We start from the raw sequence: 15,525 nt of genomic DNA, 5'->3' as shown, positions 1-15,525 counted from the left end.
GTTCGGGTCTCCTTTGACGCAGTGTGAACGGTGATCGGATGGGTGAGGGTGAGGCGGATGGAGTCAGCGGGCGATTCCGTAGAGCTCGGCGACGTTGCCGCCCAGGACGCGTTCGGCGAGCATCGACGCCTGCGCGGCGGACCAGATGCGCGCCGCGAGCCCCTGCTGGAGCACGACCTCCAGTGCCTCCCGCGCCAGGAGCGTCGCTCCCACATGGATCTCGGGGTGAGCGGTGTCCGTGCCGTAGGCGACCTTGTGGGCGGGGAGGAACTCCAGCCACTCCTGGAGCACTCGCACGGTGAGGTGGGAGTGCAGATACGGCATCCAGGAGTAGTCGAGGTAGACGTTCCCCAGCGAGTGCGCGAGCGCGCCGAGTTGTGATGCGTAGGGATAGCCGCCGTGGATGAGCACCACACGAAGGCGGTTGAGAGAGGGGGTGTTCAAGAACTCCTCGAGCAGAAGCGGGTTCGCGTTGGCGATGCGCAGGCCGGGTTCGCTGTGCCCGATGCCGGAGTGGATCTGCACCGGAAGATCGAGAGTGACGGCGAGATGCGCGATCACTCCCACCAGATAGTCGCTGAGTTCCTTCCGAGCGATCGGATGAGCGGAATCGGCCGGTGCAGAGCGCAGCGCATCATAGGCGGCGCGCGCGTCGGCGACATCGACGGCGGCGAAGTTCAGCGTGCGAAGGTAGGCAGAGACGATCTTGAAGCCCACGACGCCATCGGCCACGCGTCGGCGAAGAGACCGGACGACGAACTCCCGGTAGTCGTCCAAAGTGTCGTGCGGCGCGTCGCGCCCGTCCTGGCCCAGCTCGACCACGAGCTTCTCCGAGAGGATGGCGGCGAACCGCTGCGCATCGAATCCGCGTCCGACGTAGGGGTCGTGACCGAACGGGTAGAGATAGGGGTCGATCCGCGCGATCTGGCGGTATCGGTCCGCGGGCCAGGCGCGGGGATCGAGTTCGGGAACATCGGTCAGCACCATTCGCGTCGATGACACCGCGAGCGCTTCGTCGTAAAGGCCGCGGTAGTCGTCGAGCCGAACGCGGGCGGTCTCGATCTGCTGCTCGCGAGGTTTCGCGCCGTAGAGGACGTCTGTTCCCAGGCTCAGAGCACGGGCGAAAGCCGTCGTCCGGTAGAGGTCGCGAGCGGCCTCGCGCAGTTCGGGAATGCCGTGCTGCGTCGCCACCCGCGCTGCGGACTCGCGGTCGCCGGCACGCGTCGATCGCACGAACTGCTGGTACGCATCCGCCGGTATCCGCGACTCGACATAGCCGGCGACGACCTCCGTCTCGAGCGCGTCGAAGGTCTCGAGCCTCTCCCCCGGTCGCACATAGGCGGCATGAGAGTGGTGGTCGATCGCCGGGACGACGCCGGTGATCTCGAGTCCGTGCGCGAGGGCGGAAAAGGGCATGACTGACGTACTCATCGGTGATTCCTGTTCTCAGCGGATCCGAGCCCGCTGGTGATCGATCAGACCGGGCGTTCTGCCCGGATTCGGCGTCGCGGCGGACCGCTCACTGACGCGGTGTCGACGGGGGGCTGACGACCCAGAGCGCCTCCCCCACTTCCTCTCCGACATTCGTGATCATGTGCGAGACGTTCGTGCGGAAGTCGAGACTGTCACCCGGCTCCATGAGGAACTCCTCGCCGTCGAGTTCGAACGAGAAGCGACCGCGAAGGATGATCACCACCTCGCGCGAGTTCCCGTGGGTGTAGTCGTGACCGCCGCTGAAGGCCCCGGGCTGGTACTCGGACACGGCGACATCGACCTCGCCGACCGGCGGCCTCGTGATGCCGTAGCTTCGAACACCTTCCTCTGTCGGCAGCAGCGGCCTCTCGGCGCGCCGAAGCACCCTCCCCGTGGCGGGCTGGGCTGCGTCGAACAGCTCGGCGAATGTCAGGCCCAGCGCAGAGGCGATCCGGCGCAGGGCGTCGAAGCTCGCGTTGGCTTTGCCGTTCTCGATCTGACTGATCGACGCGGGGCTGAGGTCGGCGGTCTCCGCCAGTCCCCGGATGCTGATCCGGTGGTTTCGGCGCACAGCTCGTATCCTTGCTCCCAGGGCCTTGCGATCGTCATCCATCTGCGTTCCTCACTGAACATGCTTCGTTATCTGCACTGAACATTATTGTTTAGTGAAGCCCATGTCAAGGGATTCCTGACGAGGAGACAGAGCCCTCGACGGATAGCATTCAGGGATGACCAGCAAGGATCCGATCGACGACGTGTCCATCGGCGGCGAGATGATCCGCCTCGGGCAGTTCCTGAAGTTCTCCGGCCTCCTCGACTCCGGCGGCGACGCCAAGGAGGTCATCATCGATGGCTACGTCACGGTCAATGACGAGATCGACCGGCGGCGCGGCCGGCAGCTGCACGACGGCGACCTGGTGAGGTTCGAGGGCCGCACGGTGCGCGTCCGCCCCTGACGGGTCGACTCACCGCGCATCGACACCGGTGAGCACGCACAGCGTGGCCTCCGGTGCGACGAAGTCCCCCTCGATCCACCACGGTTCCGTCCGGCCCGGCGCGACCTGCACCTCGGTGCTGGCCGTGTGCAGGAAGGTCGCTTCGTCCGAGAGGAAGAACGCGGTGATGTCGTAGGTCTTCGCGACATCGCCGTCGTTGACCGCGATGCCCCGCACGGCCCACCCGGCGCTGTTCCTCGCGCACTCCGTGATGGTCACGTCGTCCCGGTCCGCGGGATCGTACGCGCTGTCGGCGGAACCGGAGGTGGGCTCGGCGGTGTCCAGGAGCACGTCGGTCCGATCGACGCCGGGTGCCGCGCTCGAGAAGGGAGACGGCAGGGGTGCCGTCTCGGAGGCCACATCCGCGACGCCCCCGGCACATCCGGTCAGAGCGCTGGCGGCCAGGATCGACGCCGTCAGCGCGAGGATGTGCGGGGCTGCTTCACGCACGGGGGCGTTCTTCCTTCGGCGTCGGGCCGCGCGATGCGTCGGATGGCGGGTTTCACGACGGGCGCCGGGCGTCTCTCATCCGAGACACCTGGTCAACGCTAGTGAGGCCGCTTTCACGGTCGAGCGGCGGGCCGTTAACGGCCCGCCCGTCCCGACAGCCGCAGGGCGGCATGGTCGATGCGATCGTCAGTGAACTCCCCAGTCCCCAGACACAAGACGCTCGCATCGCCATCGCCGTAAACGGCCCCAGATCGTGTCCCCAGACACGTACTCACCGTACCGAAGGGGTGTTCACGCGCTCCGGGGTCGTTGTGTGAAGACGGATGCCGCGGGCCGCCCGCGCCTCCACCACGAGCACGGCCGCCACCCCGAGCCCGCAGAGCAGGAACCCGATCAGCGTCAGGACGGTGAGGGTCTCCCCGAGGATCACGGCTCCGGCGACCGCCGTGAAAGGGGCGATGAGGAAGAGGAGCGCGTTGAGCGCCGTGATCCCGATGCGGCGCAGCAGCCACCAGTAGAGGCCGTAGGCGGCCAAGGTCGGGAACACGGCGGCGAGCGCGGCGGTGATCCAGAAGGTCACGGATGCCGGAGGGACGAGGGTGCCGGTCACCGCGGCGAGCACCAGGAGCGCGACCGCCGAGACGGTGACGTGGATCGTCAGGGTCGACAGCACCCCGGTCTGCACGTTCGTGCGACGCTGGAGGAAGGTCCCGACGATGAGGCTGCCCATCCCGGCGGCGAGGAGCAGGTACACGAGCGGGTGCGCATCGGACTGCCCGAACTGCGACCGCACGACGAGCAGCACGCCGACGGCGCCCACGACGAGACCCGCCCACTGCGCGCCGCGCACCCGCAGACCGAGCAGCGGCCCGACGAGCACGGCGACCACGAGCGGCTGCACGGCGTCGATCAGCGCGACCGTGCCCGTCGCGATGCCTGCGGCGATCGCGGCGTAGACCGCCGCGCAGTAGCCGAACTGCGAGAAGAGTCCGATGAGGGCCTGTCGACGCAGAGCGGCGGGGGCGACGGTCCGAGCGGCGCCTGTCGCGAAGAGGATGATCAGCGGCACGGCGGCGAGGGGAACGAACCGCCAGACGAGCATCGTGAGCGGTGGCGCCTCCACGGTGCCGATCGCGGCGATGAGGAATCCCGAACTCCACGTCACCACGAACGCGGCGGCGGCCAGCACGGTGAGGAGTCCAGAAAGTATACCGATCTGTTTACTCATGCCCTCGACTATACAGGTTGGTATACTCGGGTCATGCCCGGCCCGCTCCCCGAACTCGCTCCGCTGACTCCCGGCGCCACTCGCGTCCTCGATGCGGCATCCCGGTTGTTCTACGAGCGAGGCATCCACGCCGTGGGCGTCGACACGATCGCCGAGGCGGCCGGCGTCACGAAGAAGACGCTCTACGACCGGTTCGGCTCCAAGGAGACGTTGGTCGTCGCGTACCTCCAGCACCGCGATGCCCGCTGGCGCCGGCACCTCGCCGAGGAGCTCGACCGCACTCCCACGCCCGGTATCGAGCGGATCCTCACGGTCTTCGACGCCGCAGCATCCTGGTCCGACGACAACAGCCCCAAGGGCTGCAGCGCGATCAACGCCCGCGCCGAGATCGGCGACGGGCACGACGGACACCCGGTGTTCCCCGAGGTGTCGCGCCAGAAGGTGTGGCTGCTCGATCTCTTCGCGGAGCTCTGCGCCGAGGCCGGCCTGAAGGATCCGCGCACGACCGCGGAGGCGATGATGCTGCTCTATGAGGGCGCCATCGTGAGCGTGGGCATGGAGACGTTCGCGGCTCCGTTCGCCTCGGCACGACGGGTCGCGAAGGCGCTGCTCGACCAGGAGCAGTAGCGCGGGCGCGTAGGGTGGGACGCCTGTCGACGAGAGGCACCGGAATGATCGCACGGTTCGAAGAGCTCGACTGGCAGGAGACCCGGATGGGCGAGCTCATGCTCCGGCGCCGGGCCGACCCTGCCACGGGCGAGATGATCTACGAGGTGAAGCTCGGCGACGAGTACCTGATGTCGAGCCTCTTCACGGTCGCCGAGGAAGAGCTCGCCACCCTGGGGCTCGCCGCGGCCACCGGCGACCGGCTGAGCGTGCTCGTCGGAGGGCTCGGGCTCGGATATACGGCGGTCACCGCGCTCGCAGACCCCCGCGTCGAGAGGCTCGAGGTGATCGACGCACTTCCCGCGGTGATCGGCTGGCACGAGCGGGAGCTCCTCCCGGTCTCCCCCGCACTCGTCCGCGATGCGCGCACCACCCTCACCCACGACGACTTCTTCGCCGTCGTGCGCACCGCACCCGGCGACACCGCCCGGCGGTACGACGCGATCCTGCTCGACGTCGACCATTCGCCGCGCCACACCCTCGACCCCTCCCACGCCGACCTCTACACCGAGGCGGGTCTCACCGCGCTCGCGCGGCACCTCGCCGACCGCGGCGTCTTCGCGCTCTGGTCGGACGATCCGCCCGACGACGAGTTCATGACGACCCTCGGCGCCGTCTTCGACGACTGCCGTGCACACGTCGTCGACTTCGACAACCGCCTCACCGGCGGGGTCTCGTCGAACACCGTCTACGTCGGCATCCGACGCTGAGTCACGCACGTCCGTGACGACAGATCGTCACGCCACGGCGAGGCGCGAAGAGAAAGCGCGGATGCGACGGCCCAGCGTCTCCCACGCCGAGTCGAAGGCGGCGGGCGTTCCGACCCTGGCCGGATCGCGGATCGACCAGTGCAGGTCATCGCGCTTCAGCAGTCGCTCGTGCGCGTCATCGCAGACTGTGATGATGAGGTCTCCGTCTGCGCGCACGTCATCGATATGGCGGGGATGACGATCCACGTCGATGGTGAGGCCGTGTCGTGCGGCCGACTGCACCGCCTGCGGGTTGACCGTGACAGCCGGAGCCGTCCCCGCCGACGCCGCGGGGATCGCGCTGCTGTTCCGCCAGAGCACCTCTGCCATCTGCGACCGTGCGGAATTCGCGGTGCAGACGAAGAGCACCCGATCGGGTGGTGACACGCTGGCCGGAGCGAGTGTGTCGAAGACCTCGGGCCGGAGTCCGATGTAGCTGCGGCGCCGATCGAACTCCGACCTGGTCCGCGCGATGATGTGAGCCGACTCGAGCACCCCGAGGTGGTGCGCGATCAAGTTTGATCGCAGAGCGAGCTGCTCTCCGATCTCCGACGATGAGAGATCGCCGAGCGTCAGCAGATCGACGATGCGCAGGCGCGTCTGGTCGGCGAGAGCGGCGAAGATGCCGGCGCGGCGTTCCAGATCAGTCATCACCTTCATCCATACCACGCGCGGCGAGGGTATGTCCATGAGGGTTGACTCAATCGACATTGACCTTATCGTGGGGGCTGCGGGTCGCGTGTGCGGCCCCGGAAAGGCAGGGAAGTCATGGGTATCGGAACCGGCATCGCCATCTTCGTCATCGGAGCGATCCTCGTCTTCGCCGTCAACGTCGACACGGGCGGCATCGTCGATCTCGACCTGATCGGCTACATCCTGATGGGCGCCGGGGTCGTGGTGTTCCTCATCAGCCTCGTCCTCGTCATGCGGAGCCGGCGGACGGAGACCGTCGCACGGACTTCAGTCGACCCCGCCTCCGGCGAGCAGGTCACGCGGAGAAGCATCCGTAACAACGATCCCATCGCCTGAACGGGCAGGGAGCGGGTGGCGCGTGTGAGGCTTCCGTGAACCACGACGAGGTCTCGACCCCGCGCACTCGCGCGACGGCCGCGGTCGTCGGAGTCTCGGCGGGCGTGGCGTTCGTCGTGCTCCGCGCCGTGGTCGCGCTCGGCGGCCATGAGCCGCTCGCGCTCGACATCTGGTGGCACGATCTGATGCTCGCCGCGCTCACCGACGTCGGGGTCGTTGTGGCATGGGTGCCCGCCGTCGTCGGCGGCACGATCGGCATGATCGTGGTCGGGGCGCTGGTCATCCTCCTGTTCGTCTGGCGCCGGAGGCGGTGGGATGCTGCGACGCTGGCGATCGCCCTGGTCGTGGTCGTCGCGATCGGTGCGACGATGGCCGCGGTGATCGGCCGCACCCGCCCCGCGGATTCGCTCGCGGAGAGTGTCGCGACATCGTTCCCGTCCGGTCACACCGCCGTCGCAACGACGATGGTGGTCATCCTCGGCCTCGTGCTCCGCCGCTGGTACGTGTGGCTCCTCGGCGCCGCCTGGGTGCTCATCATGATGTGGAGCCGGACCTACCTCCACGCGCATTGGCTCAGCGATGTGGTGGCGGGCATGCTCGAGGGCATCGCCGTCGCCGCGCTCGTCTGGATCGCCGTCGAAGCAGCCCGCGACCGCCGGGCGATCCGAGCCGCCGATTCCTCCCTCCCCGAACCATTCACAGAAGGCGTCTCGAACTCATGAACTCCAGCAACTCCGCAGCATCCACCGCCCGGGCTGCGCAGGACTCGAAGGCCTTCCGCGGTCTCGCCCGCGTCGGGTACGCGGTCCTCGGCATCCTGCACATCCTGATCGGGGCGATCGCCATCTCGATCGCGACCGGCGGAGGCGGCGAGAACGCCGACCAGGGTGGCGCCCTGGAGCAGATCCAGAAGTCACCGGCGGGAGTCGTTCTGCTCTGGGTCATCGTGCTCGGCCTGCTGGCCCTGGCGGTGTGGCAGATCGCCGAGGCCGTGGTCGAACGCGATCCCGACTCGAAGAAGAAGTGGGGCCACCGGATCAAGTTCCTCGGTACGGCCGGCGCTTACATCGCGATCGCGGCCACCGCCCTGGTCTACGCGCTCGGCGGCCAGTCGCAGTCCTCGGAGTCCTCGCAGTCGTTCAGCGCCCGACTTCTCGCCGCACCCGCGGGAGTCGCTCTGCTGGTGCTGGTCGGCCTGATCGTCGGTGCCGTCGGCGTCGCCTTCATCGTGCGCGGCGTCACCCAGGCCTTCACGAAGCACCTCGATCTTCCGTCCGGGACGGCACGCAAGGGCATCATCGCGTTCGGCGTCGCGGGTTACATCGCGAAGGGGATCGCCGTGGCGGTCGCCGGGATCCTGTTCGTCGTCGCCGCCCTCACCCACGACCCCGAGACCGCCGGTGGACTGGATGCTGCGCTGCGGGCACTGGCCGGACTCCCGTTCGGTGCCGTCATCCTCTGGGTCGTCGGGGCCGGTCTCGCGCTCTACGGCCTGTTCTGCTTCGCCCGCGCGCGCTACGCGCGGATGTGAGCCGAGGCCCGGACGAGGCTCATCGTCGGGAGCGTGCGAACGCCACCGCGGCATCCCGCGGTGCTCGGCCCTTCGGCTGCTCGGGCCGGGGACCGGCCTCCGCCAGATCCGGGATCTCCCGAGTGACCGGCTCGCCGGCACGGAGTTCGACCTCGTCTGCGAAGTGCCCGATGGTCAGCGGCGATCCGCTCTTCAGTGAGTAGGTCGCTTTCGACGGCGTGATCTCCACCCGGAGGGTCTGGCCGTGGATGCGCACCCCGAAGCACAGCCGGCCCAGGCGCTCGGGCAGACGCGGGGAGAACCGCAAACCCTCGTCGGAGTCGCGCATGCCCCCGAACCCGGCGGTGATGGCCGTCCACACTCCGGCGAGCGCCGCGATGTGCAGACCCTCGTCGGTGTCTCCCTGGAGGTCGTCGAGATCGAGCGTGGCGGCCTCGCCGAGGTAGTCGTACGCGAGTTCGAGCTGCCCGACCTCGGCGGCGATCACCGCCTGGGCCGCGGCGGAGAGCGAGGAGTCGCGCACGGTGACCTCCTCGTAGTACGCGAAATCCCTCGCCTTCTGCTCGGCCGTGAACGCCTCGTGTGCGAAGAACAGCGCGAGCACCAGGTCGGCCTGTTTCACCACCTGCTTGCGGTACAGGTCGAAGTAGGGGAAGTGAGAGTGCAGCGGATACTGGTCCGGGCTCGTGCTCGCGAAGGCCCAGCGCTGCTGGTCCGTGAACCGGGCGGACTGCGGATGCACCCCGCGGTCCTCGTCGAAGAGGACGGTCATCGCCTCCGCCGCCTGCAGCCAGCTCTCACGCTCGGCATCGTCGGCGCCGAGCGCATCGGCGATCTCGGGATGACGACGCGCAGCATCCGCCGCCCCTCGCAGATTCTGCCGGGCCATGAGGTTCGTGTAGATGTTGTCGTCAGCGATCGCAGAGTACTCGTCCGGCCCCGTGACCCCATCGATGTGGAAGCCGCCGGCGCAATCCCAGCGGCCGAGAGACAGCCACAGCCGGGCGGTCTCGACGAGCAGCTCGACGCCGACCTCGCGCTCGAACGCGTGGTCGCCGGTGGCGCGGACGTAGTGGAGCACCGCGCCGGCGATGTCGGCGTTGACATGGAACGCGGCGGTGCCGGCCGGCCAGTAGCCGGAGCTCTCCCTGCCGTCGATCGTGCGCCAGGGGAATGCGGCGCCGCGGAGGTGCAGGTGCTCCGCGCGCTCCCGGGCGTGATCGAGGGTGGAGTGCCGCCAGCGCAGCGCCTGCTCCGCCGCATGCGGGGCGGTCGACGTGAGCACGGGCAGCACGTACGCCTCGAAGTCCCAGAAGGTGTGCCCCTCATAGCCTGAGCCGGTCAGCCCCTTGCCGGGGACGGAGCGCAGCTCGGCGCGGACGGATGCCTGGAACACCTGGAACAGCGCGTACCGGACCGCCTGCTGCAGCCGCGGCTCGCCGTCGACCTCCACGTCGGCGCAGGCCCAGTAGTCGTCGAGGCGTGCTCGCTGCTCGGCGACGAGCCGGTCCCACCCCGCGCGCTTCGCATCCGCGGCGGCGACCTCCGCCCGGTCGCGCAGCGTGGCGGCCGACGCGGTGGCGGACCACTCGTGCCCGACGAACTTGACCACCTCGACGTGCTCCCCCGGTGCGAGCACGACGCGCACGGTGGTCCGGGTGAGCTCGTGGGTGGCTTCGGTGGTCACGGTCGGGGCGGTGGCTCCGGATGCGGTGACGACGTGGTCGCTGCTCACCGCGATCGTGAGTCCGCTCTTCCGCGTGCGGTGGACGAGCGTCGCGGCCGTGTCGATCACGTTCGAGTCGACGCCGACCAGCGGCTTCGTGAGCAGCTCCTGCACGCGCGGATCGGCGTGCGTGATCGGAAGGGGCTCGTTGGGCAGCACCTCCGACTGGATGCTGATCGCGACCTCCTGATCGACCGCCTGCACCCGGTACCGGACAGCCGCGACCGACCGGTGCGTGAACGAGACGATGCGGGTCGATTCGATGCGCACGCGGCGGTCGGTCGGCGAGATCCATTCGACGTCGCGATGCAGGGTTCCGTCCTGGAAGTCGAGGCTGCGCCGGTGCCGGACGAGCTCGCCGCGGGTTACGTCGAACGGCTCGTCGTCGACGGTGAGGCGGATGATCTGCCCGTTCTGCACGTTGATGACGGTCTGTCCGCAGTCCGGATACCCATAGCCGTCTTCGGCGTACGGCATCGGATGCTCCTCGAACACGCCGTTCAGATAGCTCCCGGCCACCCCGCGCGGATCGCCCTCGTCGAGGTTGGCTCGCCAGCCGACGTGCCCGTTCGACAACCCGAAGACCGACTCCTCGTGCGCGAGATGCGACTCCTTCACGCCGTCGAGGGCGATGCCCCACGGTGCCACCTCGAACATCGTGAGCTCCTCTCGTCGCTCACCCATCCTGCTGTTCGATCGGCATCCGTCTCGAACCCCTTGACACGAGTTCTCGTCACCGCCTTCTCAGGAAGCGCCGAGCAGCTCTGTCATCTTGGCGTAGAACACGGCGGGGTCGTCCGCGAGCGATGCCTTCACCATCGCGGTCCACTCGTCGACGATCACCTCGATCGAGCCGGACGCCAGACCGTCGAGTGACCGGCGGGCCACGTCGCGAGGATCGATCTTGTGCCCGTCGTAGTCGGCCATCAGATCTGTGTCAGCGGCTCCGAGGAGCACGCCCTGCACGAGGGTTCCCTGGCCGGCGAGCTCCAGGCGAACGCCATTCGTCATGTTCCATGCAGCAGCCTTCGCTGCGGCGTATCCTCCGGCTCCCGGAGACGCGAACCACGACAGCGCCGAGAGCACGTTGACGACCGCGCCGCCCCCGTTGGCGGAGAGCACGGGGGCGAACTCGCGGATCACGTCGAGGGTTCCCCAGAAGTGGGTGTCCATCTCTCGGCGCAACTCTCCCAGGTCGCCGGTCACCAGGCCGGCGCCCGTGGATATCCCGGCGTTGTTCACGATGAGAGTCACATCCCGAGCTACGCCGGCTGCGGTGACGACCGAGTCGTGGTCGAGCAGATCGAGCCTCAACGGCACCACGCGCCGGTCGTCGAAATCGAGCGTCTCGGGACGGCGGGCTGTCGCGTAGACGGTCTCGGCGCCGCGCTCGAGCAGCTCGAGCACGAACTGGCGGCCGATGCCTCGGTTCGCTCCGGTCACGAGGGCGATCTGGTCAGTGACGTTCATGAGTTCCTTAGTTCGTGGGGATTGCGCATTCTGCGGCCCGAGCGGGCCGACTCCACTACGCTAAGACTTGACGTTGACGTCAAGGTCAAGTCACCTGGTGAAAGAGAGACAACGAATGCGGATCGGCGAGGTCGCACGCCAGGCCGGAGTGAGCACGAGAGCACTTCGCTACTACGAGGAACAGGGGCTCCTCACCTCAGAGCGCACGCCCAGCGGCCAGCGAGACTACCCCGCAACGGCCGTGGAACGCGTCCAGCTCGTTCAGCAGTTCTTCACCGCCGGAGTGCCGAGCCGCACGATCACGCAGCTCCTGCCGTGCGTCGACACCGGGCACGGCTCCCCCGAAGCCTTCGCCCTGCTGGCCGCCGAACGAGATCGCATCAGCGGAGCCATCGACGGTCTCGTCGCCGCGCGCGATGCCCTGGACCGCATCATCGACATCGCGCACCACCCGACGCCGGAACACTGCCCCGCCCTTCGCCACCCCGCGTGAGACCGCACGGCTCCGTCGACGCGAGGGTGGCGGGCGGATCACGGGTGCAGGACGGCGCGCTTCGTGATCCGGTCGACGACGTTCTTCGCACCGTGCACGGCGAGCCCGACCAGGTCCAGCGCGTCACCGGGGACGGACGCGACCGCTGCCCGGTTGGCCTCGTCGTGCGTGGTGGCGAAGAGCTCCGCGGTGTAGATCGCGGTTCGCAGGCCGCGATTCACCGCCGCAGTGCGGATCGCTGTCAGCTCGGCGGCCCGCGCGACGCGGACGATGATCGGCTCCCTCAACATGGGCGTGTACTCGGTATCGTCGGCGTCGCGATAGACCTCGCCGAGCAGGCTCGCGTCGGCGGCGATCCCGGTGCTCAGGAAGGCCGTGACATTCAGCTTCTGCCAGGTCTCCAGGTCATCGCGGACGATCACGACGGCGCGGGTGTCGAAGCGGAACGGAGTCGTCGATTCAGTCATCGCGCCAGTCTGTCGGCGGGCGACGGCCGCTGTCTTGTACGTTTCTGACATGGAGACCGTTCCCGCGCCCGACCGGCTCCAGGGGTGGCGATCCGATGTGCCCGGTGTCCGCGAGGTCCTGCATGCCGAGCTCTCGGCCCATGCCTACCCCCTGCACGTGCACCGCGAGTGGACTCTGCTGCTCATCGATCGCGGCGCCGTCGACTATCGCCTCGGCGGGAGATCACGCCAGGCGCTCGCCGCGAGCGTCTCGGTGCTGCCTCCCGATATCGCCCATGACGGACACACTGCCCGAGCAGGACACTCGTTCACGAAACGAGTGGTCTATCTCGCGGCGGACTGGATCGACGAGACGGGGGTGGGATCCATCGTCGACCGACCCGTGGTACCCGACCCGGTCGTCGGGCAGCTCGTGGCACGATTCCACGATGCCGTCGTCGCCCGAGGCGGTGAGTTCGCGGCCGAGTCGCTGCTGGCCACCATCAAGGCCCGAGTCCTCGCCGACCTCGGAGCACGACCGCGTCCGATCGTGAACGCCCCGCTCGCCGCGCGGCTCAGAGAACTGCTCGACGCGCGGCTGCTGTCTCTGCCGACGCTCCAGGATGCCGGCCGCACCCTCGGTGCCACACCGGAGCACCTGATCCGCGCGTTCACCAAGGCTTACGGCATCCCGCCCCACCGGTACGTGATCGGCCGCCGTGTCGACGCGGCCCGTCGCCTCCTGCTCGCCGGGGTCTCCCCCGCGGAGGTGGCCGCCCGCACCGGCTTCGTCGACCAATCGCACCTCACCCGCACGTTCCGCCGCACCCTCGGCACGACTCCTGCGCGGTTCGCGGGTCGGGTGCGGGCCGCGTCGCGCTGATGCGACCGGCCGCGATTCGGCCGGAACCGTCAGGTGACGATTGGACTGTCAGTTCTTCGCCGAACCCCCTGAACCGATATATCGGTGCTAGACCTGCGATTAGGCGCTGACGCGTTGACGCAGTTGATGACGACGCCCCTCCTGAATGGAAGGCTCGTCATGCGCCGAGTTCGTGCAGTGCTCTCAACGATCGTCGTCGCCGGAGCGCTAGCTCTGGCCGTAGCTCCCCCCGCGATGGCGGCGACGACGATCGACGGTCCCATCAACCTCGGCACCGCCGCACCGTTCTCGGTACTGGCCGCGTCGACGGTCACCAACACCGGTCCTTCCTTGATCAACGGTGATGTCGGCCTCAGCCCCGGGACGTCGATCACCGGCATCCCGCCGGCAGTCGTCAACGGGACGGTGCATGCGACCGACGCGGTGGCCGCGCAGGCGAGGGCGGATCTCACCACGGCCTACAACGTCGCCGCGGGCCTGACCCCCGTCGCATCAGGCCTCGGGGACCTGACCGGCGCGTCCCTGACTCCGGGTGTCTATTCCGGTGGCACGCTCTCGGTGACCGGCGCGCTCACCCTCGCCGGCACAGCGAACTCGGTCTGGATCTTCCAGGCAGCGTCGACCCTGACGATCGGATCGGGCGCGATCATCACGATGAGCGGGGGCGCGAGCGCCTGCAACGTCTTCTGGCAGGTCGGCAGCTCAGCGATCCTGCGGACCGGAGCCCAGTTCATCGGGACGGTGATGGCAGACATCTCCGTCACCGCAGAGACCGCAGCCACGATCACCGGTCGTCTTCTCGCCCGCACGGGCGCGGTCACCCTCGACACCAACACGCTCAGTGCACCGACGGGCTGCACGACGGCCCCCGGCACGGTCCGCACGAGCCCGACGATCACCTCCCCCACGCCTCCCGCAGGGCAGGTCGACATCGACTACGAACACACGATCACAGCCGGAGGCGCGCCGGAGCCGGAGTACACGATCGTCGGCGGAGCGCTTCCTCCCGGACTCACGATCGACTCGGTGACCGGGACCATCTCCGGCCGCCCGACGACGCCGGGGACCTACCCGATCACCGTGCGCGCGGGAAACGGAACCTCTCCGGACGCTGATGTGGACTACGTGATCACCATCGCCGACACTCCCGTGACACCCCCCGGCGGCGGGGGCCCCGGGAGCCCCGGCGTCACACCGGGAGGAACCGGTGGAAGCGGCGACCTCGCGGAGAGCGGGATCGAGATCAACGTCGCCTCGCTCGCCGCGGCAGCCACCCTCATCGTGAGCGGAGTCCTCGCGATCACCTTGCTCCGCCGCCGACCCTCTTCCGCCCTCGGCGGCTGAGCCGACATCGACGCGAGCGCGTCGCGCCAGCATCCGCCAGGTGGTTCCGCTACCCCGGAGCCACCCCGAAGGCGCTCACCGATGCCGTCAGAGCGTCGGCGACCGCCTGCCCGTCGATGTCGAAGAGCACGTCGATGTTCGGCTCGCCCTTCCAGCGGTCGATCATCTGCACGACCGTCTGACCGCGGGTGTGCTCGCCGTGCAGCTCCACGTCGACGTGCAGTCGGCGCACCGTGAACCACTCGGGGTTCAGGGCGTAGGCGACGCACGGCACGTCGTTGAGGTGCATGCCCTCGGTCTTCCACTCCGGCATCTCGTCGCGGTCGTCCTGACGATCGGGGTAGCCGATCATCTCGCAGAGTGCTCGCCCCATCGGCGACTGCGACTCCCAGAGCGTGGCGAGGTGATCCGGGCTGAGGGCGAAGCTCCGCGAGACGTCCAGGCCGACCTGGGTGAGCGGCGCGCCGGACTTGATCACGATCTCCGCAGCCTCGGGATCGTTGTAGATGTTCGCGCTCGCGACGGGCGTGACGTTGCCCCACGTGAGAGCCGCCCCGCCCATATAGATGATGCGGCGCACCGAGCGGGCGAACGCCGGCTCGAGCTTGATCGCCAGGGCGACGTTCGTCATCGGCGCGAGAGCCATGATGGTCACCTCGCCGGGCGAAGCCATGACGGTGTCGATCATCCGCAGCACGGCGTCGGACGGAACGTCGGCCTGAGGGTCCGGATCGGCGTACTCCCAGTAGCCGAGTCCCCCAGGGCGGTGGATGTGCTCGGCGTAGTGCGGCTCGCCGACCAGCGGGCGACTCGCGCCCTGCCAGATGGGGAGGTCGGGGCGGCCGGCGAGCGCCGCGATCTTGCGCGCGTTCGCCGTGGCGGTCTCGACCCGCACGTTTCCGAAGACCGTGGTCAGCGCCTCGATCTGGAAGGCATCGGTCGAGAGCGCCCAGAAGAGTGCTCCGGCGTCGTCGATTCCCGGGTCGGTGTCGATGATCAGTCGTTCCATGGCCATGCTTTCTTTCGTGTCCTGGCGGCGTAC

At 68.6% G+C, this 15,525-nt stretch carries 18 protein-coding genes; 9 read left to right on the top strand and 9 right to left on the bottom strand.

Annotated elements, in window-relative coordinates; translation table 11 throughout:
* Nucleotides 1–63: 63 nt before the first annotated feature.
* Nucleotides 64–1,431 (bottom strand): amidohydrolase family protein, encoded by a 1,368-nt coding sequence (locus tag QFZ21_RS13300; protein WP_307378590.1) that lies wholly within the window; start codon nt 1,429–1,431, stop codon nt 64–66.
* 88 nt (nt 1,432–1,519) lie between these two features.
* Nucleotides 1,520–2,086, bottom strand: a complete 567-nt coding sequence (locus QFZ21_RS13295) for a cupin domain-containing protein (protein ID WP_307378588.1) — start codon at nt 2,084–2,086, stop codon at nt 1,520–1,522.
* Between the two features lie 115 nt (nt 2,087–2,201).
* On the opposite strand from QFZ21_RS13295, the gene QFZ21_RS13290 reads away from it, so the two are divergent.
* Nucleotides 2,202–2,429 (top strand): RNA-binding S4 domain-containing protein, encoded by a 228-nt coding sequence (locus QFZ21_RS13290; protein ID WP_307378586.1) that lies wholly within the window; start codon nt 2,202–2,204, stop codon nt 2,427–2,429.
* A 9-nt stretch (nt 2,430–2,438) separates the two neighbouring features.
* Here the strand turns inward: QFZ21_RS13290 and QFZ21_RS13285 are convergent, their stop codons facing one another.
* Entirely contained in the window at nt 2,439–2,918 is a 480-nt protein-coding gene (locus QFZ21_RS13285) for a hypothetical protein (RefSeq protein WP_307378583.1), read from the bottom strand.
* Between the two features lie 271 nt (nt 2,919–3,189).
* Nucleotides 3,190–4,146 (bottom strand): DMT family transporter, encoded by a 957-nt coding sequence (locus QFZ21_RS13280; RefSeq protein ID WP_307378580.1) that lies wholly within the window; start codon nt 4,144–4,146, stop codon nt 3,190–3,192.
* A 33-nt stretch (nt 4,147–4,179) separates the two neighbouring features.
* Between QFZ21_RS13280 and QFZ21_RS13275 the strand changes: the two genes are divergently transcribed.
* Together QFZ21_RS13275 and QFZ21_RS13270 are read left to right on the top strand one after the other, a co-directional pair.
* The gene (locus QFZ21_RS13275) at nt 4,180–4,773 is read left to right on the top strand and encodes a TetR/AcrR family transcriptional regulator (protein WP_307378577.1); all 594 of its coding nucleotides are present in this window, start codon (nt 4,180–4,182) and stop codon (nt 4,771–4,773) included.
* A 44-nt stretch (nt 4,774–4,817) separates the two neighbouring features.
* Nucleotides 4,818–5,522, top strand: coding sequence for a spermidine synthase (locus QFZ21_RS13270; RefSeq protein ID WP_307378575.1), 705 nt, complete (start codon nt 4,818–4,820; stop codon nt 5,520–5,522).
* A 27-nt stretch (nt 5,523–5,549) separates the two neighbouring features.
* Here QFZ21_RS13270 and QFZ21_RS13265 read toward each other — a convergent pair whose 3' ends face one another.
* Nucleotides 5,550–6,212, bottom strand: coding sequence for a helix-turn-helix domain-containing protein (locus QFZ21_RS13265; RefSeq protein ID WP_307378573.1), 663 nt, complete (start codon nt 6,210–6,212; stop codon nt 5,550–5,552).
* Nucleotides 6,213–6,329: 117 nt separating this feature from the next.
* On the opposite strand from QFZ21_RS13265, the gene QFZ21_RS13260 reads away from it, so the two are divergent.
* Genes QFZ21_RS13260 through QFZ21_RS13250 form a run of 3 tightly spaced genes read left to right on the top strand, consistent with a single transcriptional unit; the run spans nt 6,330 to nt 8,121 of the window.
* Nucleotides 6,330–6,590, top strand: a complete 261-nt coding sequence (locus tag QFZ21_RS13260) for a DUF6458 family protein (RefSeq protein ID WP_307378571.1) — start codon at nt 6,330–6,332, stop codon at nt 6,588–6,590.
* Between the two features lie 35 nt (nt 6,591–6,625).
* Entirely contained in the window at nt 6,626–7,312 is a 687-nt protein-coding gene (locus QFZ21_RS13255; RefSeq protein ID WP_307378570.1) for a phosphatase PAP2 family protein, read from the top strand.
* Nucleotides 7,309–8,121: a DUF1206 domain-containing protein gene (locus QFZ21_RS13250; protein WP_307378568.1), complete on the top strand. Its 813-nt coding sequence runs from the start codon at nt 7,309–7,311 to the stop codon at nt 8,119–8,121. The genes QFZ21_RS13255 and QFZ21_RS13250 overlap by 4 nt, the downstream gene beginning before the upstream one ends.
* A 19-nt stretch (nt 8,122–8,140) precedes the next feature.
* Here the strand turns inward: QFZ21_RS13250 and QFZ21_RS13245 are convergent, their stop codons facing one another.
* Nucleotides 8,141–10,531 (bottom strand): glycoside hydrolase family 65 protein, encoded by a 2,391-nt coding sequence (locus QFZ21_RS13245; protein WP_307378566.1) that lies wholly within the window; start codon nt 10,529–10,531, stop codon nt 8,141–8,143.
* A 60-nt stretch (nt 10,532–10,591) separates the two neighbouring features.
* The gene (locus QFZ21_RS13240; RefSeq protein WP_307378564.1) at nt 10,592–11,317 is read right to left on the bottom strand and encodes an SDR family oxidoreductase; all 726 of its coding nucleotides are present in this window, start codon (nt 11,315–11,317) and stop codon (nt 10,592–10,594) included.
* 115 nt (nt 11,318–11,432) lie between these two features.
* On the opposite strand from QFZ21_RS13240, the gene QFZ21_RS13235 reads away from it, so the two are divergent.
* Nucleotides 11,433–11,810: a MerR family transcriptional regulator gene (locus tag QFZ21_RS13235; protein ID WP_307378562.1), complete on the top strand. Its 378-nt coding sequence runs from the start codon at nt 11,433–11,435 to the stop codon at nt 11,808–11,810.
* 38 nt (nt 11,811–11,848) lie between these two features.
* On the opposite strand, the gene QFZ21_RS13230 is transcribed toward QFZ21_RS13235, so the two are convergent.
* The gene (locus QFZ21_RS13230) at nt 11,849–12,277 is read right to left on the bottom strand and encodes a DUF2000 domain-containing protein (protein WP_307378559.1); all 429 of its coding nucleotides are present in this window, start codon (nt 12,275–12,277) and stop codon (nt 11,849–11,851) included.
* A gap of 49 nt (nt 12,278–12,326) precedes the next feature.
* Between QFZ21_RS13230 and QFZ21_RS13225 the strand changes: the two genes are divergently transcribed.
* Both QFZ21_RS13225 and QFZ21_RS13220 read left to right on the top strand, forming a co-directional pair.
* Nucleotides 12,327–13,139 carry an AraC family transcriptional regulator gene (locus QFZ21_RS13225; protein ID WP_307378556.1) on the top strand — a complete coding sequence of 271 codons (813 nt, stop codon included), beginning with the start codon at nt 12,327–12,329 and terminating at the stop codon, nt 13,137–13,139.
* Between the two features lie 159 nt (nt 13,140–13,298).
* Entirely contained in the window at nt 13,299–14,483 is a 1,185-nt protein-coding gene (locus QFZ21_RS13220; protein ID WP_307378554.1) for an ice-binding family protein, read from the top strand.
* A 49-nt stretch (nt 14,484–14,532) separates the two neighbouring features.
* Here the strand turns inward: QFZ21_RS13220 and QFZ21_RS13215 are convergent, their stop codons facing one another.
* Nucleotides 14,533–15,492: a nucleoside hydrolase gene (locus QFZ21_RS13215; protein ID WP_307378552.1), complete on the bottom strand. Its 960-nt coding sequence runs from the start codon at nt 15,490–15,492 to the stop codon at nt 14,533–14,535.
* Nucleotides 15,493–15,525 lie beyond the last annotated feature (33 nt).

The sequence above is a fragment of the Microbacterium sp. W4I20 genome, from assembly GCF_030816505.1.
GTDB lineage: Bacteria > Actinomycetota > Actinomycetes > Actinomycetales > Microbacteriaceae > Microbacterium.
The sequence above is the reverse complement of the archived record's forward strand: the minus strand, read 5'-3'. Positions and strand labels throughout refer to the sequence as shown.